Annotated in this window: 18 protein-coding genes; 11 read left to right on the top strand and 7 right to left on the bottom strand. The window is 41.0% G+C overall.

Annotated features, from left to right (window positions below; translation table 11 throughout):
- Positions 1–306: 306 nt before the first annotated feature.
- Together topA and cysB are read left to right on the top strand one after the other, a co-directional pair.
- Positions 307–2,907, top strand: a complete 2,601-nt coding sequence (gene topA, locus ACUN2T_RS12905; RefSeq protein WP_445493430.1) for a type I DNA topoisomerase — start codon at positions 307–309, stop codon at positions 2,905–2,907.
- Between the two features lie 304 nt (positions 2,908–3,211).
- A complete protein-coding gene (gene cysB, locus ACUN2T_RS12910) occupies positions 3,212–4,186 on the top strand; it encodes an HTH-type transcriptional regulator CysB (RefSeq protein ID WP_445493431.1) in 975 nt (324 codons plus the stop codon).
- Positions 4,187–4,236: 50 nt separating this feature from the next.
- On the opposite strand, the gene ACUN2T_RS12915 is transcribed toward cysB, so the two are convergent.
- Entirely contained in the window at positions 4,237–5,064 is an 828-nt protein-coding gene (locus ACUN2T_RS12915; protein WP_445493432.1) for a hypothetical protein, read from the bottom strand.
- Between the two features lie 252 nt (positions 5,065–5,316).
- Here ACUN2T_RS12915 and acnA point away from each other — a divergent pair, with 252 nt between their 5' ends.
- Complete coding sequence (gene acnA / locus ACUN2T_RS12920; RefSeq protein WP_445493433.1) at positions 5,317–7,992, top strand: aconitate hydratase AcnA; 2,676 nt, start codon at positions 5,317–5,319, stop codon at positions 7,990–7,992.
- A gap of 65 nt (positions 7,993–8,057) precedes the next feature.
- Here the strand turns inward: acnA and ribA are convergent, their stop codons facing one another.
- Positions 8,058–8,654: a GTP cyclohydrolase II gene (gene ribA, locus ACUN2T_RS12925; RefSeq protein WP_445497872.1), complete on the bottom strand. Its 597-nt coding sequence runs from the start codon at positions 8,652–8,654 to the stop codon at positions 8,058–8,060.
- Between the two features lie 378 nt (positions 8,655–9,032).
- Here ribA and ACUN2T_RS12930 point away from each other — a divergent pair, with 378 nt between their 5' ends.
- The 8 genes from ACUN2T_RS12930 to ACUN2T_RS12965 all read left to right on the top strand — a co-directional run bounded on the left by ACUN2T_RS12930 (position 9,033) and on the right by ACUN2T_RS12965 (position 13,866).
- Positions 9,033–9,350 carry a hypothetical protein gene (locus tag ACUN2T_RS12930; RefSeq protein ID WP_445497989.1) on the top strand — a complete coding sequence of 106 codons (318 nt, stop codon included), beginning with the start codon at positions 9,033–9,035 and terminating at the stop codon, positions 9,348–9,350.
- Complete coding sequence (locus tag ACUN2T_RS12935; RefSeq protein ID WP_445497873.1) at positions 9,298–9,429, top strand: hypothetical protein; 132 nt, start codon at positions 9,298–9,300, stop codon at positions 9,427–9,429. Before ACUN2T_RS12930 ends, ACUN2T_RS12935 begins: the two co-directional genes overlap by 53 nt.
- A 169-nt stretch (positions 9,430–9,598) precedes the next feature.
- Positions 9,599–9,910, top strand: coding sequence for a lipopolysaccharide assembly protein LapA domain-containing protein (locus ACUN2T_RS12940; RefSeq protein ID WP_166286128.1), 312 nt, complete (start codon positions 9,599–9,601; stop codon positions 9,908–9,910).
- Positions 9,911–9,916: 6 nt separating this feature from the next.
- Complete coding sequence (gene lapB, locus ACUN2T_RS12945; RefSeq protein WP_445493434.1) at positions 9,917–11,086, top strand: lipopolysaccharide assembly protein LapB; 1,170 nt, start codon at positions 9,917–9,919, stop codon at positions 11,084–11,086.
- 44 nt (positions 11,087–11,130) lie between these two features.
- The gene (pyrF, locus tag ACUN2T_RS12950; RefSeq protein ID WP_445493435.1) at positions 11,131–11,877 is read left to right on the top strand and encodes an orotidine-5'-phosphate decarboxylase; all 747 of its coding nucleotides are present in this window, start codon (positions 11,131–11,133) and stop codon (positions 11,875–11,877) included.
- Positions 11,867–12,193: a stress response translation initiation inhibitor YciH gene (gene yciH / locus ACUN2T_RS12955; protein ID WP_166286134.1), complete on the top strand. Its 327-nt coding sequence runs from the start codon at positions 11,867–11,869 to the stop codon at positions 12,191–12,193. Before pyrF ends, yciH begins: the two co-directional genes overlap by 11 nt.
- 471 nt (positions 12,194–12,664) lie before the next feature.
- Positions 12,665–13,270, top strand: coding sequence for a TetR/AcrR family transcriptional regulator (locus ACUN2T_RS12960; RefSeq protein ID WP_445493436.1), 606 nt, complete (start codon positions 12,665–12,667; stop codon positions 13,268–13,270).
- Between the two features lie 116 nt (positions 13,271–13,386).
- Entirely contained in the window at positions 13,387–13,866 is a 480-nt protein-coding gene (locus ACUN2T_RS12965; protein WP_445493437.1) for a nuclear transport factor 2 family protein, read from the top strand.
- Between the two features lie 193 nt (positions 13,867–14,059).
- Here ACUN2T_RS12965 and ACUN2T_RS12970 read toward each other — a convergent pair whose 3' ends face one another.
- The 5 genes from ACUN2T_RS12970 to rsxG form a co-directional block, all read right to left on the bottom strand.
- Positions 14,060–19,066, bottom strand: a complete 5,007-nt coding sequence (locus ACUN2T_RS12970) for a putative adhesin (protein ID WP_445493438.1) — start codon at positions 19,064–19,066, stop codon at positions 14,060–14,062.
- Between the two features lie 642 nt (positions 19,067–19,708).
- Entirely contained in the window at positions 19,709–21,652 is a 1,944-nt protein-coding gene (locus ACUN2T_RS12975; RefSeq protein ID WP_445493439.1) for an exoribonuclease II, read from the bottom strand.
- A 328-nt stretch (positions 21,653–21,980) separates the two neighbouring features.
- The gene (gene nth, locus ACUN2T_RS12980) at positions 21,981–22,616 is read right to left on the bottom strand and encodes an endonuclease III (protein WP_166290125.1); all 636 of its coding nucleotides are present in this window, start codon (positions 22,614–22,616) and stop codon (positions 21,981–21,983) included.
- Position 22,617: 1 nt separating this feature from the next.
- Positions 22,618–23,316 carry an electron transport complex subunit E gene (locus ACUN2T_RS12985; RefSeq protein WP_445493440.1) on the bottom strand — a complete coding sequence of 233 codons (699 nt, stop codon included), beginning with the start codon at positions 23,314–23,316 and terminating at the stop codon, positions 22,618–22,620.
- On the bottom strand, positions 23,313–23,942 hold the full coding sequence (rsxG, locus tag ACUN2T_RS12990) for an electron transport complex subunit RsxG (protein ID WP_445493441.1): 630 nt from the start codon (positions 23,940–23,942) through the stop codon (positions 23,313–23,315). The genes ACUN2T_RS12985 and rsxG overlap by 4 nt, the downstream gene beginning before the upstream one ends.
- Between the last annotated feature and the right edge of the window lie 4 nt (positions 23,943–23,946).

Here is a 23,946-nt window from a genome sequence, read left to right on the forward strand (position 1 = left end):
GTATCTAAAATACCTTAAATAATTCAACAGGTTTCGTGTTCGGACAGATCATCTGAATAAAAATAAGTTGATATATTGAGAATCTATCGCAATATAAAAAGAGGTTTTAACAAAATTGCGGAATTCTCCCGCCTAAATTCTTATTGAGAGTGAAGCGAACTTTTAGGATTAGGGGGAAGATGGATAGCCAACGGCCCATAGGGCTGTCAGCGGTCTGTCATACCAAGGGGGATTTTAGCTTGTAGACACCGTGATATGGACACTGTGAATTCCGCCATCTGAAAAGATAATTAGGTAAAGATAACTATGGGTAAAGCTCTTGTAATAGTGGAGTCCCCGGCAAAGGCCAAAACAATCAATAAATATTTGGGGAGTGACTACGTGGTGAAATCCAGCGTGGGTCATATCCGTGATTTGCCGACCAGCGGTTCAGCCAGCAAAAAGAGTTCGAGCTCATCTACCGATAAGTCTAAGAAGAAGGTCAAAAAAGATGAGAAAGCCGCATTAGTCAGCCGTATGGGGGTTGACCCATACTGCGGTTGGGAAGCTGATTATCAGGTTTTGCCAGGCAAAGAGAAGGTCGTGGCAGAGCTGAAATCACTGGCTGAAAAAGCAGATCATGTTTATCTCGCAACGGATCTTGACCGTGAAGGAGAAGCCATTGCATGGCACTTGCGGGAGGTGATTGGTGGTGATAGCGATCGTTTTAGCCGGGTTGTTTTTAATGAGATTACTAAAAACGCCATCAAACAGGCCTTTGATAATCCGGGTGAATTGAATATTGACCGGATAAACGCTCAACAAGCCCGTCGTTTTATGGATCGGGTTGTGGGGTATATGGTTTCTCCGTTATTGTGGAAAAAGGTTGCCAGAGGGCTCTCTGCCGGTCGTGTGCAATCTGTAGCGGTACGCCTTGTTGTAGAAAGAGAGCGCGAGATTAAAGCGTTTGTGCCGGTGGAATATTGGCAGTTACACGCTGATTTACTGGCGAAAGGTGAAATTTCACTGCATATGGAAGTGACTCATAAGCAGGGTAAACCGTTTAAGCCGGTTAATAGTGATCAAACTCAGGCCGCCGTATCGTTACTGGAAAAAGCTCGTTACAAAGTTATTGATCGTGAAGATCGCCCAACATCCAGCAAACCGGGTGCGCCGTTTATCACCTCCACATTGCAGCAGGCCGCTAGCACGCGTTTAAGTTTTGGTGTTAAAAAGACCATGATGATGGCTCAGCGTTTGTATGAGGCAGGGTATATTACCTATATGCGTACTGACTCAACCAACCTGAGTCAGGATGCGCTGGATATGGTTCGTGGTTATATCGGTGATAATTTTGGTGATAAATACCTGCCGAAAACAGCGAATACTTACAGCAGTAAAGAGAATTCACAGGAAGCGCACGAAGCGATTCGTCCTTCCAGCGTTGATGTCATGGCAGAACAGCTGAAAGACATGGATGCGGATGCGCAAAAACTGTATCAGCTTATCTGGCGTCAGTTTGTTGCTTGCCAAATGACACCGGCACAATACGATTCCACAACCCTGACAGTACAGGCGGGTGATTTTGAGTTGCGTGCCAAAGGCCGTACATTGCGTTTTGATGGTTGGACAAAAGTGATGCCTGCATTGCGTAAGGGTGATGAAGATCACACTTTGCCTGTTGTTGACATTGGCACTGAACTTGACTTGCAACAACTGCTCCCAAGTCAGCATTTTACCAAATCGCCAGCACGTTACAGTGAGGCATCTTTGGTTAAGGAACTGGAAAAACGCAGTATTGGTCGGCCATCTACCTATGCTTCCATTATTTCCACGATTCAGGATCGTGGTTATGTTCGAGTGGAAAGCCGTCGTTTCTATTCAGAGAAAATGGGGGAGATTGTAACTGATCGGCTAGAAGAGAATTTCAACGAGCTGATGAGTTATGATTTTACTGCGCGAATGGAAGATCAGCTCGATCAGGTCGCAAATAATAAAGCTGAATGGAAAGGGGTTCTAGATGAGTTTTTCACTGATTTTAGTGAACAGCTTGATGTCGCCAATAAAGACCCGGAAGATGGTGGGATGCGGCCCAACCCGATGGTGATTACCTCCATTGATTGTCCGACATGCAATCGCCCTATGGGTATCCGCACGGCAACCACGGGCGTTTTCTTGGGTTGTTCCGGTTATGCGTTATCACCTAAAGAGCGTTGCAAGCAGACGATTAATCTTATCCCTGAAAATGAAATTCTCAACATTTTAGAAGGGGATGATGCGGAAACAAACGCATTACGTGCTCGTCGTCGTTGTAGAAAATGCGGTACAGCGATGGACAGTTATCTTATCGATAACCAGCGTAAATTACATGTTTGTGGTAATAATCCGGCTTGTGATGGCTACGAAGTGGAAGAGGGCGAGTTTCGCATTAAGGGATATGATGGCCCTGTTATCGAGTGTGATAAATGTGGCGCTGAAATGCACCTGAAAATGGGGCGTTTTGGTAAATACATGGGCTGTACCAATGAAGCTTGTAAAAATACTCGTAAGATCCTGCGGAGTGGAGAAGTTGCGCCACCAAAAGAAGATCCGGTTCCGTTACCTGAGCTTCCTTGTGAAAAGTCTGATGCGTATTTTGTATTGCGTGATGGTGCCGCTGGCGTCTTTTTAGCTGCGAATACTTTTCCTAAATCAAGGGAAACCAGAGCACCATTGGTAGAAGAGCTGGCCCGCTTTAAAGACCGCCTGCCGGAAAAACTACGCTATCTGGCTGACGCGCCTGTGGCTGATGCTGAAGGTAATAAAACGGTTATCCGTTTTAGTCGTAAAACTAAACAGCAATATGCTGCTTCAGAGAAAAATGGCAAGGCAACAGGGTGGAGTGTGTTTTATGTTGATGGGAAATGGGTTGAAAAAGATAAACAGTAATCATTTTTAAGAGAAGTAACACTCTCTTTTTCTCAAAAAAGAAGTCATTTTTTTCTATTAAGCCAACCTTATAGGTTGGCTTTTTTCATCTATCAACAGAATTTTAAAATATATGAATTAAAATGCCGCTATAACCTTCGTGATGATTTTTCAATTATTTGTTATATAAATATATAATCGTGTTATAGTGGTTATATGAGAAAACATTATTATTTCTATTAGTTATAATAAATAGCAAACAGCAATATCAGGCCATATTTTAAGTCATAATTGTTCACAGCGTTTATTTGGGGATGGTGCTTATATGAAATTGCAACAACTTCGTTATATCGTAGAGGTGGTAAACCACAACCTTAATGTTTCATCTACGGCGGAAGGATTGTATACATCTCAGCCAGGGATCAGTAAACAAGTCAGGATGCTTGAAGATGAATTAGGTATTCAGATTTTTTCCCGCAGCGGTAAACACCTGACGCATGTTACTCCCGCAGGTGAAGAGGTTGTCCGAATTTCTCGTGAAGTATTGTCTAAAATTGATGCAATACGGTCAGTTGCCAGTGAACATACTTATCCGAATCGTGGTTCGCTATATATCGCTACTACTCATACACAGGCCCGTTATGCATTACCTCCTGTGATTAAAGGATTTATTGAACGTTATCCGCAGGTCTCTTTGCATATGCATCAGGGGTCGCCAACGCAAATTGCGGAAGCGGTGAGTAAAGGTAACGCTGATTTTGCTATTGCCACTGAAGCACTGCATTTATACGACGATTTGATCATGTTGCCTTGCTACCATTGGAACAGAACGTTAGTGGTGACACAGGATCATCCGCTGGCGGGTAAAGAGAATGTTTCAATTGAAGAATTAGCTGAATATCAACTGGTCACTTATACCTTTGGTTTTACTGGTCGTTCTGAATTAGATGTGGCATTCGATAAAGTGGGCTTAAAACCTAAAATTGTTTTCACTGCCACTGATGCTGATGTCATTAAAACTTATGTCCGGTTGGGTTTAGGGGTTGGGGTTATTGCCAGCATGGCGATTGATCCGGTGCAGGATAAAGACCTTATTTGCATTGATATGCGAGATAAATTCAGCTACAGCACAACTAAGATAGGTTTTCGTCGCAGCAGTTTCTTGCGCAGCTATATGTATGATTTTATGTGGCGTTTTGCACCTCACCTGACGCGTGATGTTATTGATCAGGCTGTTGCTTTGCGCTCAAATGAAGATATCGAAATCATGTTCAAAGATATCAAATTGCCAATCATATAATAAAATAATAAGGGAGATAATGGCTTCCATTATCTCCCGGATTTTACTTATCAGGTTGGATCAAACTCACCACTGAAAAAATCATCGGAATCTTCTATTGATATTTTTCTGTGTTTATTAATGAAATTATCAAAACTGGTCTTAATATCAGAATGTTCGAGCCCTTCGTAGTCTAAGATCGAGACCAAGGATGAGTATTCAAAATCAATATTAATATTCTCATTAGAAGCACAACTTGATAAAAAGTTTGAATTATTACTATCGAAATTAATTCGATAGAGTTTCAGTTTAGGAATATATACCGTCTTTTCTCCGACAACCAAGGTATCTATGGCAATTGTCAGTGTCAGAGTAGAATAAAAACCTTTATTTTTCCGAATGCCTAAACGAATCGTTTCTCCTTGTTTGGTAAGAAAGTCAGCGAAGTTTGCCAACATATCTGTATTTTCGAATACAACAACATTCATGATAAAATGAAGAAAACTTTTTGAGATGCTTAGACCCGTCAATGAGTCTGTGTAGTTTTTTGATTCGACTTTACTGGTACCCATTAAAGGGAGTTTGTTGACAACTTGAGTCCAGAATGCCATATCTGTCTTATATTTCTCTCCATGCTTTTCTGCATATTTATTGACATAATTAGTTGCGATGGAGGAAAGTGCAATTAATGTTTGACTTAAACTATTCGTTTTTTCCTGAACATCTTTTTGATCAGATAATTGTGTTGCTATAATGAATTGAACTAAACCATCTTTTTCTTTGTATATGTTTGTGTTTTCTATATTAAAATAAGTTCCATCAATGTGGAAGAACTTATTGGCTTCATTGATTTTCTCGATATGTTCCTGGTGATTTATCATTGAGTTTCTTATATCCATAATTTTGTCCTTATTCTTTTAATTAATAATTAGAGTCCAATTTAATTGTTGGCGAACTAATTCTAGCTGATTGTCATTCAATTGTTTACCTGACTAAATCATCAAAATTTATTACAGAAATTCTGATGGACAATCTGAATTGACAAATTGTGTGGTAATAAAAAACAATTATTTGCTTATATGTTATGTTTAACTTGTGCCATTATCATAAGATGGCTCTGAGTGATGCCAACATAATAAGAAGGAGGAGTTATGTCGTTTGATTTGAAAAAGGTTTGTGTTTCAACACTTTCCGCTGCAAGTAAAGAGTATGATTATTACAGTTTACCACGGGTTGCTAAACATTTAGGTGATATTTCCCGCTTGCCTAAATCAATGAAAGTTCTTCTGGAAAATCTTCTGCGCAATATTGATGGCAACTCTGTTGTTGATGACGATTTAAAGGCGATTGTTGATTGGCAAAATACCGGTCATGCAGATCGGGAAATTGCTTACCGGCCAGCACGTGTATTGATGCAGGATTTCACCGGTGTGCCTGCCGTCGTTGATTTAGCGGCTATGAGGGACGCCGTTCAGCGCCTTGGCGGCGATGTTGAACAGGTTAATCCATTGTCACCTGTTGATTTGGTTATTGACCATTCCGTTATGGTGGATAAATTTGGCACGGAAAATGCCTTTGAACAAAATGTGCAATTAGAAATGGAACGTAACTATGAACGTTACCTATTTCTGCGTTGGGGACAACAAGCATTTAACCGTTTTCGTGTCGTACCGCCGGGAACAGGGATTTGCCATCAGGTTAACTTGGAATACCTGGGTAAAACGGTTTGGCATGAAACGCATAACGGGCGGGAATTGGCTTATCCTGATACCTTGGTTGGTACTGATTCTCACACCACTATGATCAATGGCCTCGGTATTCTGGGATGGGGGGTTGGTGGTATTGAAGCGGAAGCGGCTATGTTAGGGCAACCTGTTTCCATGCTTATCCCTGATGTGGTGGGTTTTAAACTCACCGGAAAGTTACGCGAAGGTATTACTGCGACAGATCTTGTGCTGACAGTGACACAGATGCTGCGTAAACAGGGTGTGGTTGGGAAATTTGTTGAATTCTATGGTGATGGGTTAGCTGACTTGCCGTTGGCAGACAGGGCAACCATTGCCAATATGTCACCGGAATATGGTGCAACGTGTGGTTTCTTCCCAGTAGATGATATTACGCTGAGTTATATGCGGTTAACAGGGCGCACAGAACAGCAGATTGCTCTGGTTGAAACATATTGTAAGATCCAGGGGTTATGGCGAAATCCGGGTGATGAGCCAGTATTTACCAACGGTCTGGAACTGGATATGTCTACGGTGGAAGCCAGTATCGCCGGGCCGAAACGTCCACAAGACAGGGTTGCCTTAGCGCGGGTACCACAGGCATTTCAGTCAGCCATTGATTTGGAGATGAATAAAGCGCAAGGAAAAATCGCCTCAGCCCCTGTTAATCTGGATAACCAGACCTATGAGTTAGAAGAGGGTGCTGTTGTCATTGCTGCGATGACTTCCTGTACCAACACATCTAACCCCAGTGTGATGATGGCCGCGGGTTTACTGGCGAAAAAAGCGGTTGAGAAAGGGCTTAAACGCCAGCCATGGGTAAAAACCTCACTGGCACCCGGCTCGAAAGTTGTGACGGATTATCTTGAGATTGCTGGCTTTACGCCATATCTGGAGAAACTTGGCTTCAATCTGGTGGGGTACGGCTGCACAACTTGCATTGGTAACTCCGGGCCATTGCCTGAATCTATTGAAACTGCGATTAAGCAAGCCGATCTTACCGTCGGTGCGGTCCTGTCTGGCAACCGGAACTTTGAAGGTCGGATCCATCCTCTGATAAAGACTAACTGGCTGGCATCACCACCATTAGTTGTGGCATATGCCTTATCCGGCAGCATGAAAAAGGATCTGACTAACGATCCTATTGGTCAGGATCAGCAAGGCAATGACGTTTATTTGAAAGACATATGGCCAGACAGCAAAGAAATTGCTGAAGCGGTTGATAAAGTTAAGGTTGGCATGTTCCACGAAGAGTACGCCGAAGTATTTGATGGTGATGAGACATGGCAGTCGCTGGAAATCATTAGTTCTGCAACTTATGACTTCCAGCCTGATTCTACTTACATTCGCCACCCGCCATTCTTTAGTGAGATGACCGCAGAGCCAGAAGCGATAACGGATATTCATGGCGCGAATATACTGGTTATTCTGGGTGATTCTGTCACCACAGACCATATTTCCCCCGCAGGGAATATCAAAGCTGACAGTCCGGCAGGGCGTTATCTTCAGGAACATGGCGTTGATCCTAAGGATTTTAACTCTTATGGCTCAAGGCGTGGTAACCATGAAGTGATGATGCGCGGAACGTTCGCCAATATTCGTATTCGTAATGAGATGATTGCGGGTGTAGAAGGGGGATATACCCGCCATATTCCATCACAGACGCAATTAGCGATTTATGATGCGGCCATGCGTTATCAGGAAGAAAAAACACCATTGGCTGTTATTGCCGGTAAAGAATATGGTTCTGGTTCGAGCCGCGATTGGGCAGCGAAAGGAACCCGGTTATTGGGGGTTCGGGTGGTGATTGCGGAATCATTTGAACGTATTCACCGTTCTAACCTGATTGGTATGGGTGTATTACCACTGGAATTCCCTCAGGGCGTAAACCGTAAAACGCTAAATCTGAAAGGTGATGAGATGATTGATATCGTTGGGATGAATAACCTCAAGCCTGGTCAGACCGTACCGGTAAAAATGACTTATGCTGATGGGCGTAAGGTGGTCGTTGAGGCTCGGTGTCGTATTGATACCGGAACTGAACTGGATTACTTTCACCACGGCGGTATTTTGCATTATGTCATCCGCCATATGTTGAAATAATTTTTACATCGCATAAAGATGGCGCCCCCATTAGCGCCATCTTTGCTTGCTAAGATGTGTGGAAATTAAGGCTTCTCGGGTAAAAAATGTCCCATTTTTCTGGCTTTGGTATCCAGATAATAAGCATTTTTAGCATTGCGGCCAGTAATTAACGGGACCCGCTCCACAATGTTAATACCTGCTTCGGTCATAATTTCCACTTTTTTAGGATTGTTTGTCAGCAGACGAATAGCATGAACACCCAGCAATTTATACATGTCTGCACATAAGGTGAAATCACGTTCATCGGCGGCAAAACCTAACTGATGATTAGCTTCTACCGTATCTGCGCCCTTATCCTGTAATGCATAAGCGCGAATTTTGTTTAGTAGGCCAATATTACGGCCTTCTTGCCGATGGTAAAGTAATATCCCCCGTCCTTCCTTAGCAATTTGAGCCAGAGCTGCTTCAAGTTGAAAGCCGCAGTCACAACGCAGGCTGAACAGGGCATCACCTGTCAGACATTCTGAATGGATCCTGGAGAGAATAGGTTCATTATCAGAAATAGTGCCGTATACCAATGCGACATGATCTTGACCTGTGGCGATTTCTTCAAAGCCGATGATTAAAAAGTCGCCCCATGGGGTAGGTAATTTAGCCTCAGCTATCTGTTTTAATTGCATCTTATTGTTCATATGTTGATTCAGACTCGTTACGAGAATGGATTTAAAAAATGATACCGGTCTGGGAAATCAGCTGAAACTGCACAAGAAATTTTCTCTGATTATAACACGCATATATTCTGCCATATTTATCGCCAATTATCTGTGAAAAATCTTCAAATAATCGTATATAAGTAATAGGTGTAACATCAACATGTCAAGTTATAGACGGATTTTTAAAATGTATATAAAAATAATTTGGTATCGGATATGAATCAATTTATCAGACCTATAGTTATAGCACCCATGATTTTATTGCTGCCACCTGGTGCAGTGTTGATAGCAGGGTGGCAATGGTAGCCTATGGGAGAGTGCCAGTGGCTTGAAATACTGTATTGGATGACGAATACTTCTGGTGAGCGGTGGGCTTATCTGACTTCTCTGTTTTTTATTTTTGGGTTGTTACTGTTGTTTCGTATTCCACTATGGCAACTTACTCACGGGAAACGGGAAACGGGGTATGCCTTTCCTTCCCGGCATACCCTATTTGCTGCAAGTTGGACACTGCTTTTAGTGGGGGTATTTGGGGGTATTATGGTCGCGTTGTCGCTATATTTTATCCATAATAGTGATGGCATGGGCGGCGAGTGTTTTGATCAGCAGAATGGCATTAGGTATGCACTGGCCACAGGATCTTATCGTATCGACGTTAATTAGTGCGGTGTTGGCGATGGATATTTGTTGTCTCACAGAAAAATGGCGGTTGATTAATTTCCAAAAGGATTTAGATAGGTAATTGCTTCTTATTTACACTTAGTTAGTGGGAAGATATCGCAAAAAAGCTGAAAGAAGCATTTATCATGATAAATTGCTTCCTTTGCCCAGACTGGAAATGCTAATTTAATGGGCCGTTATGTCTGTTATTTGGCATAATACCCAAGCAACAATAGATAACAGGAAAAAATGTGAAATATTTTCTGATTTTATTACTGGTATTGGTGATCTTTGTCATCTCTGTGACTCTTGGATCAAATAACGATCAGATTGTTACTTTTAACTATCTGATTGCTAAAGGGAATTATTCCGTATCTACGCTTTTGGCTGTATTGTTCGCCAGCGGTTTCGTGTTAGGCTGGGTTATCTGTGGATTATTCTATCTTCGTACACGTTTGTCATTGGGAAGAGCTGAACGCAAGATTAAGCGACTCGAAGCACAACTGGAGCAACCGGCTGAACCTCCGGTTACTCATTCACCGCCCGTATTTAGCAAGGAATAAATCCCCATGTTAGAGCTGTTGTTTCTGTTGCTTCCTGTGGCCGCTGCTTATGGCTGGTATATGGGGCGCAGAAGTGCTCAACAGGATAAACAACAAAATGCTGATCGCTTGTCGCGGGAATATGTTGCCGGGGTTAACTTTCTCCTTTCTAACCAGCAAGATAAAGCGGTAGATCTGTTTCTTGAGATGCTTAAAGAGGACAGTTCCGCTTTTGAAGCGCATCTGACTTTGGGGAATTTGTTCCGTTCCAGGGGAGAAGTGGAACGGGCTATCCGTATTCACCAATCTCTCATGGAAAGCGCTTCTCTGACATTTGAGCAGCGTTTGCTGGCGATTCAACAATTAGGCCGCGATTACATGTCGGCAGGTTTATACGATCGCGCCGAAAATATGTTTGTTCAGTTGGTGAATGAAAAAGATTTTCGGCAAAATGCGTTTCAATCACTGCTTACGCTTTACCAGGCAACCAGTGATTGGAAAAAAGCCATTGATATCGCTGAAAAATTAGTTAAATCCGGTAAACATGATATACGGGAAAAAATTGCGCATTTTTATTGCGAACTGGCTTTGCAGGAAATGAGCGGTGATGATCTTGATGAAGCTATTGGCTATCTCAATAAAGCTGTCCAGGCAGATAAAAATTGCGCCAGGGTTTCTATCATGTTGGGACGTCTGTTTATGGTCCAACAGGAATACACTAAAGCGGCGGGTTCTTTAAAATCTGTTCTTGAGCAGGATAAAGAGTTGGTCAGTGAGGTATTACCTATTCTCCAGGAATGTTACCAGCGTTTGAATCAGATGGATGAATGGGAACATTTCCTCAAACGTTGTATTGAAGAGGATAGCGGAGCAGCTGCCGAACTTTTACTGGCTGATATTATCGAGCAGAAAGAGGGCCATGAAGTCGCGCAAATTTATATCAATCATCAATTAGAACGTCATCCGACGATGCGCCTGTTTTATCGCCTGATGGATTACCATTTGGCAGAAGCGGAAGAAGGCCGGGCGAAAGAAAGTATTATTTTGCTGCGGAACATGGTGGGTGAACAAATTCGAACTAAACCTAATTATCGCTGCCATAAATGCGGCTTTACTTCTCATTCACTGTATTGGCACTGCCCATCATGCCGTTCATGGGATTCGATTAAACCCATCCGTGGGTTGGATGGTCAGTGACAATATCACAGTAATATTTCTTTGTTGGTCAAAAAGGTTAAAAAATGACATCGCATACCTTAACATCATTCGGTAAACAGATTAGCTCGCCTGTAATTGTTGCTTTAGATTACGACAATCAGGATGCTGCCTTGGCTTTTGCTGACAAAATTGATCCACTGGATTGCCGCCTGAAAGTGGGTAAAGAGATGTTTACCCTTAATGGTCCTCAGTTTGTTAAGTCGTTGCACCAGCGTGGTTTTGAAGTATTCTTGGATTTGAAGTTCCATGATATTCCCAATACTACAGCCAGAGCAGTCGCTGCTGCGGCTGAGATGGGGGTTTGGATGGTAAACGTCCATGCCAGTGGTGGCACCAGAATGATGGCGGCGGCGAAAGAAGCGCTGCTGCCTTATGGTCATACTGCGCCGTTGTTAATTGCCGTCACGGTATTAACCAGCATGGAACAATCGGATCTGCAAGGTATCGGTATTGATATTACGCTAGCGCAACAGGCTGAAAGGCTGGCAAAACTCACACAGGAGTGTGGGTTGGATGGTGTGGTTTGTTCTGCGCATGAGGCTCAGCAACTGAAAAACGTTTGTGGTCAGGATTTCCGACTGGTAACGCCAGGGATTCGTCCGGCAGGCAGTGAAGCGGGTGATCAGCGTCGTATCATGACACCAGAACAGGCGGTACTGGCTGGTGTTGATTATATGGTTATTGGGCGTCCGATTACCCGTGCAGTGGATCCGGCGGCAGCATTGCGTCAGATTAACCAATCTATTGCAGGAGTTATTCATGCAAGATAATAATTCGCGTCTGGTCTATTCCACAGACGGGGGGCGGATTCAGGAAGAAGCCGCTAAACCTCAGCGTCCGAAAGGGGATGGTATTGTTCGTATCCAGCGCCAAACCAGTGGGCGTAAAGGCAAGGGAGTGTGTGTTATTACCGGAATTGACGTGGATGATCAGACACTGGTCAAGTTGGCGGCTGAATTGAAGAAAAAATGTGGCTGCGGTGGTTCAGTAAAAGATGGCGAAATAGAAATTCAGGGCGATAAAAGGGATTTATTGAAGCAATTGCTTGAAGCCAAAGGGATGACAGTCAAATTGGCTGGTGGCTGACAGAAGGGCGGATATTCGCCCTTTATTTATATTATTTCTTAACGTCAGTGACCAATCATATCACTATTATTATATTCTTCAATTTCTCTATTTTCTGCCTATATAGCAATGAATAAATAATAAAAATCATAATTAAGATTATTATGTGTAAATGTTTTTCTTTTCCGATGAGATAATAGAGAATAAAAAATCATTAATGTGTGAAAATAATTTATTTAATTCTATTAAAGAAAAATTGATATTATTTTCTTATTTGCCTGATAAAATCATTAAAGATATAGCTAAAAATACCCTATCTGTTTCGTAAATTCTTTTACGCTATGATTTTGGTATCATAATGCACTGTAGGCTATTTAGGATAGGTCTTTTGTGAAAATGAGTCTCTTTATGATAAATGTGATTATTATTAAAATTACTTTTAAATCATAAAGATAACAAATTTATTCTATTTTTCTAGTTAAGAGGTTGACTGTGGAGAATGATCGTTCTACCATGAAAAGCATGGAAGGTGAGAAGTCGGCAAACATCAGGGAAAACATGTTGGATGCTGTAGATAAATTAATTTACACAAGGGGGATTGCGGCGACAGGTATCGATCTGATAACGCGCACAACTGGTTCTTCACGTAAGACAATTTATCGTTATTTCGGCACCAAAGATGGGTTGGTTGAAGAAGTTCTTCGTCTACGGGATGAACGATGGATGGGGTGGTTTACTTCATCAATAGCTGAATATAAGACGCCAGAAGAGAAATTGCTGAATATTTTTCTGGTATTACAAACATGGTTCGAAAGTGATGATTTCAGAGGATGTGCATTTATCAATACATCCGGTGAACGGCTTGATCCTGTTGATCCGGTAAGAATTATTGCTAAGGAGCATAAGGAGAAAGTTTTTACTTACGTTCTTTCTATTTGTGAAGAAATATCGCCGGATTCATCGGTGGATTTAGCCCGGAAATTTTTGATTCTGATAGAGGGCGCTATTACAACTGCCCATATAATGAATGACCGAAATTATGCTTTGGAAGCAATGAATATCGCTAAGGCATTATTGAATAAATACAATGTGAGTTAATGGAAAATTTAATGATATACCCAATAGATTTCAAGCCGCAGCGCGGCGGTAAGTGAAAGCAGCCAACAAAGCAGCAACTTGAAAGATGAAAGGTATAATTAATTAGGAGATAAAATATGTCTGATACAAAAGAAATTCGCCAGCCAGTACCGCCATTTACCCGGGAAACAGCTATGCAAAAAATTCGCTTGGCCGAAGATGGATGGAACAGCCGTGACCCTGTAAAGGTTTCATTGGCTTATTCATTGGATACCCATTGGCGTAATCGCGCTGAATTCGTGCATGGCCGTAAAGAGGCTCAAGATTTCTTAGCCAGAAAATGGGAGAAAGAGCATGAATACCGGCTTATTAAAGAACTTTGGGCTTTTACTGATAATAGAATAGCGGTTCGTTATGCCTATGAGTGGTGCGATGATTCAGGTAACTGGTTTCGTTCATATGGTAATGAGAACTGGGAATTTAACGAAGATGGCTTGATGTACAACCGCTATGCTTGTATTAATGATCTGCCGATAAAAGAGTCTGAACGAAAATTTCATTGGCCTTTAGGTCGCCGTCCTGATGATCATCCCGGATTATCTGATTTAGGATTGTAATCTAATCACAGATATAAAACTGTAGATTTGGCTGGTTTACCAAGGCCCTCTGATAAGCCAGCTAGTTTTTGGTTGTTTGTTGCCACTCTTGATTTTTCAAATTTAGATTTTATTAAATTCAGGGAATACCTCAGTGAAGCGAGAAAATATTTCTCGCCTCAATTTAGTGTTTCAGGTAATACAAAAAGACCTTTTAATTATCTATAAACAGGAAAGGGGCGATGCCGACGATTTTTTCTGTTATGAAATTATGATGCAGATTTACCGCAATAACTGAATAGATTATTGCGCCATCGGGGGTAAATGTTGCCTCCCGTCGCCGACGTGAAAGAATTACGGTTGGTTCCAGTTTGGGTTCATAACCGCCACCAAGGCCGGTATCATGTACTGATTTCATGTTTATTCTGTTAAGTTCTTCACGACAGGCGACAAAGGTAATTTCGTCATACTTTGCCATTCTCTTGTCTGATTTCATCAGGGCAAAAATATCGGATAGTTTTTTACGGTTTCCTGCTTCTGGGCTAACCACCAGTGCATCATATTGACTGGTAGCAGTGTTGTCCGCTCTATTTTTCCATATTGCCGCCTTAACTTCTTCATCAGGCATTTTTTCATAATACTTGATACCGTAATTTCTGACCTTGCCATGGTTTGATGTATTGGCTTCCACGCCGGTAGCAAGCAGGTAATTTTCAATATCATCGGAAGTCATATTTTGAATATCATTTACGGTAAAAGTCTTATTATCTATTTTTACACTCGCCAAACCTGCTTTATTACCTGCTTCAATTGTTGCATAAGGTTGTATATTCAAACCACTATTACCCAGTGTGACATCAAAAGGGGAGTTAAAGGGATCTTCTGGTGCTTCCAGCAACGTTTTACCATGAGGTCCGAGAAATTGAATTGTCTTACCGGTCGGTACTTGTGTCCCCGCACTGTCAGAGAAAAAGTATCCATGTGAGCTTAGTACCAATTTATTGGCGGGTTCATTCGGTACCGTCCATAATTGGAATGCACCACCCAATTCAATTTTCTGTGGCTCTAATTGAGGATGAATTTCTTGTAAATGTTTAATCTTGGCTTCTGCTTTTGTTTTTCTAATATCACCAGTTCCAATATCTGTTTCTGGTTTCTTATTGGCTTTCCTCCATTCTCTCACTCTGTTTCGGTAATCAGTTACCGACTCATCGGGCATTTTTTCAGGTTTTCCATCACCTACGCCCATGACATTTCGGTGTGATTCATTTATGTTTATTTTGATATTTTTCAGTGGAATTTGACTATCGCCATTGCCAGAATAAGGTCGGATAATATATTCATTTTCGCCTTTAAATATAGCATATTCTGCTCTGAATCTATTTTCTGTTAACAAGGCTGAATTGTTCTCTAATAAATAATCAGAATTACTGAAATCAAATAATGTATTTTCATCGTTAATGTAATATTGTGTCCCCACAATGCGTGCTTCTTCCAATGAAGAAAAACCACCACTGACTTTCTTGTTAATCATTTTATTATCGATAGAAGTAAACCATGTTGGGTAACGATTATAATAGATATGTAGCATCTCATGATATAAAGCAATAGCGGGTTCACGGGTACGCCAAGGCTCTTCGGCAATTTTTTCTTCCATACCAATCAGATGATTCTCTGGATCAAAAGCGATACTGCTACCGGCGCTGTTTCTGGCATAAAATTGCCCATCTTTTTCACGGACAATGGCATTCATCGTTGGGGGCTGTATATTTAAACCCTGTTTTTCAAGCTCCTGAATAACGATATTTCCGGAGGGTATTTGGTCTATCTCGTTTAGTGCATGAGTGACTTTATTAATAAATAGTTCATTACCTGTTATGGTGATCCCCACAGAAGGAATATCGATATAGTTACTCTCTATTGATGTATATTGAACCGTTCTTGATATGTTGCTTGAAGTATATTTTGGTATTGATGTGAACGGTATTTCCTCAATGGCAAGGGCAATTTTATTTATCTCTTCTTGGTTGGGTAATTGATTTTCAAAGGAAAATATTTCCTTTAGTAAATAAGGAAATTCGGTTTTGATAGCATTAATTTTTTCAATCGAAATACTTGGATTGTTTTGTAATGGTAAGATAACTTCACGGATCCAAGCCTGCTGGATATTTACTATCTCTGTGCTGAGTAGAGCTGTTTTATCTCCAAGTTTTAGCGATTTTTCGAAAAGATGTATTAATGTTTCAGTAATATCTGATAGTTTATCGATATCATATATTTCACAATTTTTGAATGCAGTATTGATATGAATACATGCATCCAATATCTTATCGTGATTAATATTACGGTATGCTGCTTCAAGTTCCTGATCTATTTTTTTACTTTGCTCTAGGATAAGAAATTTATTAGATACATCGGCATGAGTAATCCAATGCCCATTTTTATCTAATTTAACCGCAGGCCAGTAACTAAATTGTTTGGGGTAAGTCGGGTTGACGACACGCCAGGTGTGATTTGCTTGATCCCATTTGACTTGATAGTTAGCGCCAGATTCCTTTATATAGTAGTTCTGTTTAACGGCTGCTTCTACATTAGCAGGGCGTATTGAATAAATCCCTTTATATATTCCTTCATTTGAATGAGATGCTATTCTATCGAGTGGAAGGTGACTGATTTTCCATTCACCTTTAAGTTTACCTAATCCTTTGGCGCTTTTGCCAAAAATATCAGCGAAACGCTTCTCAAGTTTAATGCTATTTCTCATTGCTCCTACTGCACTGATGACTCCCCGGTAAGTTAAGGTCAATGTTGATCTGATAGGTAAAGGTTCGATTAAATCGATTAATCCACCGAGCAGGATGCTAGAAGATTGACGTAAGGTGATTATGCCATGCTCTGGTAATGTTCTGATGACTGCTTGAATTAACGCTCTTCCGGACAGACCTGCTTGTCTGAGGCGTAATGTGGTTTGTGTTACTTTTGCAGCCATTGATTCAGTCAGTGACATGCCTAAGGTGGCAACAACTAACAGCACATTTGCGGTATCAAAGATAATTGAACCAACATCTTCTCCCGTTAATTGATATTCACTATCGGTTGTTGATTTATAGATAACGTTATAGAAAGGAATAAGAATAGTTGCTGCTATATGCCATCCAGAGGTAATATCCAAAGCTTGTTTACTTTTTATTGCAATGTCGTTTAAACCTTGTTGTATTATTGTTTCGGTAACAGAAAGTAAGTTCTCTTCTTTATAAAAATTAAATTTAGGTGAACCAATGAAACTCATTCCTATATTCATGCCTGAGGTTATACCATAATAATCATTCCAAAATGTATCGTAAGAATGTTTATATCTGCTTGTTTCTGCGAAGCCACTCAAGGTTTTGGCTCGTTCATAACCCCTCGGGAAAAGTCTTTTTCCGGTGTTGACCATCATATTTGGCATCAGTATTCCCATACCTATCTCAATTTTTCTTTCAATTAAAAATAATGCATTGGGTTTAGACATGGCACGTAAGGCCGGATTGCTATCAACTTGCTGCTGAGAATATTTTTTTGCTTTCACACCGCCTTGGATCGTTGATACAACCAACCAATTACCTTGATACATTTTTATCATGGCGACATTTCCCATACCGTGTTCGACTGAATAGAGAAAAGCTTCTTCTGGTGGGTTAATAATTTCTTCGACAGTTAATTGCGCCGCTGGAGATGAGAATATTAATTTACTAAGTGAAATGGATTCATAATGACTGTATTGGTTTTTGTAAACATTAAATTGCTCATTAAAATTGTATTGTGAATCAAATTTATCTCTCTTTTTGAAATTGATAAAAGAAGAGTATCCTGCCGGCTTTACATTTTTTTTATTGAAAGGGTTAAGTTTTCTCTTATCATCTTCAAATGATTTTATTGTTTCTAATGTGGAGTAATTAAATGCTTGTTCCACATTAGCGTTCTCTTTTCTCATGCGATAAATGATTGCTGCCGTTAAAATAATACAGCCTTCCATATCAATATGTTTTGATTCTTGGGTAAGAATATGGTCAGTATCATATTGAATATTATGTTTTTTGAACAGAAATTCAGCCTGATTTTGGGAAAAAATAACATCGCGATAATCACCATGACCTTTAGTCATTTTTCCTACTTTAGGCGCAATTTGATAAAGTAGGGCACCTAGCGAAGATAAAACCAATAAGTGATATTTGGCTGCTTGTAGTGTTTGCAGCTTAAAAATATCTTCTTGGCTATATTCGGTACGATTTTGGTTTTTTAGTACTATCTCTTCTTTGGCTAATTGGGCTAATAATATCTCATCGCCAATATTAATACTTTGATTTGTTTCCGTGTGAGTAATGGGTATACCTGGATTAATATTAGTTGAGGTAATTAACTTCGCGACCTTTTCAATTCCTTGTTTATACGATTTGAAAAGATTTTCTTTATCTTTAATCCGTTTATTATAATCTGATTTTTCTTTATCGCTTAACTCTATATTGCCATCTGACATAAACGTTAGTAGTGCATCTGAATAGACCTCATCGTCGATATCGCCTGTAGAAAATGCTTCGCGATATATTTTCAGTAGGGGCTCTTCGGGATTGATACCTAATTCGTCCCATATATCTATTTTGACCTTATCTGTGGCGGTTTCATCTTTATGCAGATTTTCTAGTTTATGAAGGATCTCCATCTTTGCCAGTAGAGTATTTATTGCTGTATCGCTATCTGTCTTCTTATAATCCTTTATAAAAATAAGGTTAAGGATGTTATTTATTGTATACAGCAAATCAGAGTATTTTATTTCTGAATATTTTTCAAAAACTATGCTCACCTTTTCTTTTAAGGAATTTTGGAATTCAGGGGAATATTGACGATATGAAAATAGATTTTCAACTATGCATAGGCTCGTTGATTTAATATCGGATGTGATCCAGGTTGGATAATTTTGATTATCTTGATTATCTTTTAACAGAGAGATAAATGTTTCATCGCTATTCTTATTACATTTATTATTTTTGCAATATTTATTATCATTACGCGGGTATTCCCAATATTTTCCCTTGACTACAGTATATTCTTTTTCTTCTTGATCAGAATAACGTTGATTCCAGGATGAAGATTCTGCTATTGGAGATAAAGATTTGTTATTTTCTCCTTCAGCATAGGGTGTATTACTATTGGTATTTTCAATATCATAATCGGAATGTGACATATAATACTCCAAGTTGATTATATTTATAGATGAAAAATAAGAACTTCAATGTTGTCATGTTTTTTTACAATTTTTCTTCACTGCATTTACTAAATTAATGAAAAGATGAATGGGGATGTTCATCAGCGTTGACTGAATAACTACCACACTAATCTGATTTATATTGGTTACTATTGATAATTAAACATTAAAAATAACCTTAAAATCGCATTAATCAAGTCGGTCAATTATAATCAGGATGAATTAATTTAAAATACTAATTAATGTAAGTCGAAATTATGAATTTGTTTAATTATATATAAGTATTTGTTTATTATTTTTTATGATAAGAGTCTTAATGAAGCCTTCGTATTGAGTGAACAGCAAGTAGGACTCAGGTTGGTTTTAGCGATTTATCTGATGATTGAAATGATAGGATGGGTTAACAAATTCTTTGTAATTAGGTACAAACACAGAATGTGAAAATTAAGGGTGATCGCGTTAAGTTTAATGAATTTATTGGTATGCGGGATCACTTCCCATTTTGGGTTGCTCCGGGCAGAGCAGAATATGATGTAATTCCTGACATCTACTTGCTGATTTTTAAACACAAACTACAGCGATTACGCTGTAGTTTGATTCAACATAGTTTTATCAGGAAAGTCAAGCTGTGGGACGAGCGACGATATTACGCGTTTCCATTCTTACTTCTTCAATGCGGACGTTGATAATATCATTCAATTGGTAAGCGGCTTCACCTTTGATAATTACGGTACCGGTTTCTTGACTACATTGCAGTTCATCGCGCACCGCATGCAGGAATGGGGCGGGTATAAAGGCGACTGCGCCATTATCTACCAGACGGACACGCAAACCACCACGGGTAATATCAATGACTTCTGCGGTAAATTGTTGTTCTGTTCCTGCATGTGGTTGCAGGAAACGCGCATATAGCCAATCACCCACATCGCGTTCAGCCATACGGTTCAGGCGGCGACGTTCAGCCAGTTGCAGGCAGGTTTCTTCTGCTGGTTTTTCTGCATCCGTTTTTTGAATAATCGCTTTCAGTAAGCGATGGTTAACCATATCGCTGTATTTACGGATTGGTGAGGTCCAGGTGGCGTAAGCATCAAAACCGAGACCAAAATGAGGGCCAGGTTCAGGTTTAATTTCTGCAAAAGTCTGGAAGCGGCGGATACGGCTATCAAGGAATTGTGTTGGTTGTTTATCCAATTCGCGACGTAATTTGCAGAAGCCATCCAGTGTCAGCAACTCTTCTGCATTTTCTTCGATACCATTTTCTTTTAGTAATTCAATCACTTGTTCAATTTGGAGCGGTTCAAAACCGGTATGGACATTGTAGACACCAAAGCCTAACTTATCGCGCAGTATTTTTGCCGCACACAGGTTAGAAGTGATCATAGCTTCTTCGACAATACGGTTTGATGCACGGCGTTGTTCTACGACGATATCCAGTACATAACCATTTTCATCAAGGATAAAACGGTAATCAGGGCGATCTTTGAAAATCAGTGCATGTTGATGACGCCATTGGTTACGGCGTTCACTCATTTCTTGCAAGAGGTTGATTTGAGTTGTAATAGATTCAGAAGCAGGTTTCCAGGTCCCTTTTCCTTCTAGCCAGTCAGAAACTTCGTCATAAACCAACTTCGCTTTTGATTCAACCCAGGTAGAGAAAAACGCGATATCGTCACCCAACTGACCATCTTCAAGAATAGACACCTGACAAACCAATGCGGGGCGGCGCTCATTAGGACGCAGAGAACACAAGTTTTCTGACAGGTCGCGTGGCAACATGGGGATATTGAAACCCGGCAGGTAGTTAGTGAAAGCACGTTGATGAGCGCTTTTGTCCAGTTCGCTGCCAGCCGCGATATAAGCCGTTGGATCAGCAATGGCTATGCTGAGTTTCAGGCTACCATCATCTTGTTTGGCGACATGCAAAGCGTCATCCATATCTTCTGTGGTTGCACTGTCGATAGTGACAAAATCTAGAGAAGTTAAGTCTATACGCTCAAGATCGCCATCATTCAATTGGCAATCGGCAGTCATCTCTGGAGCATTACGTTCCAGATTATGGCGGGTCAGTGTTACCCACCAAGGCGCATAGTGATTGTCGCCTTCGGTGATGTAGCCGGTAATTTCTGCATGAAAGCCACGGCTTCCTTTCAGAGGATGATGGCGCATTTCAGCGACGGCCCAGTCACCGTTCTGAAACGGATGAGTGACTTGATTGGCTGGGCGGCAAGGGATAGCGTCTTTTAGCAGAGGGTGATCAGGAACGATCCATAGACGGTTGTCATTTTCTTTTTTCTGGATACGGCCAACGAAGCGATTTAGAAATGGTTCGACCAATGTTTCTGGTTCGGCGATCTCTCTTTCTTTATCAGTATGAATAGCGGCGGTAATCCGATCGCCATGCATCACTTTTTTCATTTGTGGAGGCGGAATGAAATAGCTTTTTTGCCCATCGACTTCCAGAAATCCGAAACCTTTTTCTGTGCCTTTTACAAGGCCCTCTACGCGGAGTGTCTGGGAATAAAGTTGCTGTTTTAGCTGTGCAAGCAGCGGATTGTTTTGAAACATAATATCCGGAAAAGTTGAGGGTTATTATCAGATGGTTTTAGAACAACATTTTTACGCGAATCAGCGGTGTCGAGCAAGCAACATCTTCAAAATAGCATAAAACAGTATGAATTTTGCAATAAAAATTATAATAGTTACTCAGGGTAAACTTTTTCTTTAAGCTTAAAAGCACTATAACACAGTGAAAGTTGAAAATCGCATATGTAAAATAAATCAACTGGCAGTCTAAATTTTTTTACAATCTGGCTTGATTGGGGAAGCCCTTATAGTAGGTTTTCCCCGTAGGCTCTCGAACCTAGCCTACAACGATTTATATAAACTACGACCTTTACAGCTCTTGTTTGCAATCGTACTCGCATAGATCTTCAATAATGCAAGAACCGCAACGAGGTTTACGGGCTATACAGGTATAACGTCCATGTAAAATAAGCCAGTGATGGCAATCGACTTTAAATTCAGCCGGAACGACTTGCAGTAATTTATTTTCAACTTCATTGACATTTTTACCGGGAGCAAAATGAGTACGGTTACACACCCGAAAAATATGTGTATCTACAGCAATGGTTGGCCAGCCAAAAGCGGTGTTTAATACCACATTGGCTGTCTTGCGGCCAACGCCTGGCAGTGCTTCCAACGCAGCACGATCCTCAGGAACTTCACCACCATGTTTTTCCAGCAAGATCCGGCAGGTTTTAATGGTGTTTTCTGCTTTGGTGTTATACAGGCCGATGGTTTTTATATACTCTTTCAGCCCATCTACGCCGAGGTTGAGAATTGCCTGAGGTGTGTTGGCAACCGGATAGAGTTTTGCTGTCGCTTTATTAACACTTACATCTGTCGCCTGAGCTGAAAGCAGTACTGAAATAAGCAGCTCAAAGGGCGTGGTGAAAACCAACTCAGTCGTTGGTTTTGGGTTGTTATCCCGTAAGCGTGTTAAGATTTCGATTCGTTTTTGTTTGTTCATATCAGATGGTGCTCTCCGATCCTGGTGATATTGCTACTGTATTGCTTTTTTCTTTTATTGCCCGGGTTTTCATTTTTTCATCAATCAGGTATTTCGCTGCCAGCATTAATCCCAGGCCAATAAAAGCACCTGGCGGCAGGATAGCCAGTAGGAAAGGGGAATCCATATGGACGATTTCTATCCGTAGCACTTTGGCCCAATTGCCCAGCAGTAAATCAGCGCCATCAAATAGGGTTCCATTGCCAAGAATTTCTCTCATCGCACCAAGAACAAACAGCGCAAAAGTGGCGCCTAATCCCATGGCTAAACCATCAATGGCAGACGGCATGACCGGATTTTTGGCGGCATAGGCTTCAGCGCGACCAATAACAATACAGTTAGTGACAATCAATGGGATGAAAATCCCCAGTGATTCATACAGGCCAAAAGCGTAGGCGTTAATCAGCATCTGTACGGTACTGACAACCGAAGCGATTATCATGACATAAATCGGGATGCGGATTTCATTGGGAACCCAACGACGCAGGCTGGACACAGCAATGTTGGTACAGATAAGAACCAGTGTGGTTGCCAGCCCTAACCCAAGGGCGTTAGTTGCAGTGGAAGATACCGCCAGCAGTGGACATAGTCCCAGCAGTTGTACTAAAGCAGAGTTATTTTTCCACAGTCCTTGGGTAAACAAATTTTTGGTTTCACTCATGATTTTTCTCCACAGGGTTCCAGAGAAGAGAGTTGCTCAGGTACGGTTTGTAAATAGAGAGCGGTCCATTTGACGGAGTTTACCACAGCGCGAGGGGTAATAGTCGCGCCGGTAAATTGATCAAACTCACCACCATCTTTTTTCACCGCCCAATGCCGGTTATTATCTGATTTTACGGTTTTCCCCGAGAATACTTTGATCCAGTCTGAAATCCGGGTTTCAATTTTATCGCCGAGGCCAGGGGTTTCATGATGTTCTGTTACCCGTACGCCTAATACTTTTCCTGAGAAATCTGCACCAATCAGTAACTGAATAGCACCTGAATAGCCATCCGGTGCTGTACTTTCCAATGCTGCCGCCACCGGCTGACCATTTTTGCGGGCCAGATAGAGACGATGGGGTAGTTTGTTTCCTAAAGCATCGGCACTGATCAGATAACATTCGTTTTGCATATCGTTGTCATACAAAGTAGATGGAACAACCTGATCAAGTAGTGATTTGTGCTGTAACGCGGCCTGTTCTGCAATGGTACTTTTAGTCAGTGAATTCACGACAGCTGTCAGTCCGGTGGTGATTGCAGCGAAAATAGCCAGCGTGATGCCGTGACGTCGCATTGTCCCTAACATAACG

The sequence above is a fragment of the Photorhabdus machadonis genome (assembly GCF_052657765.1).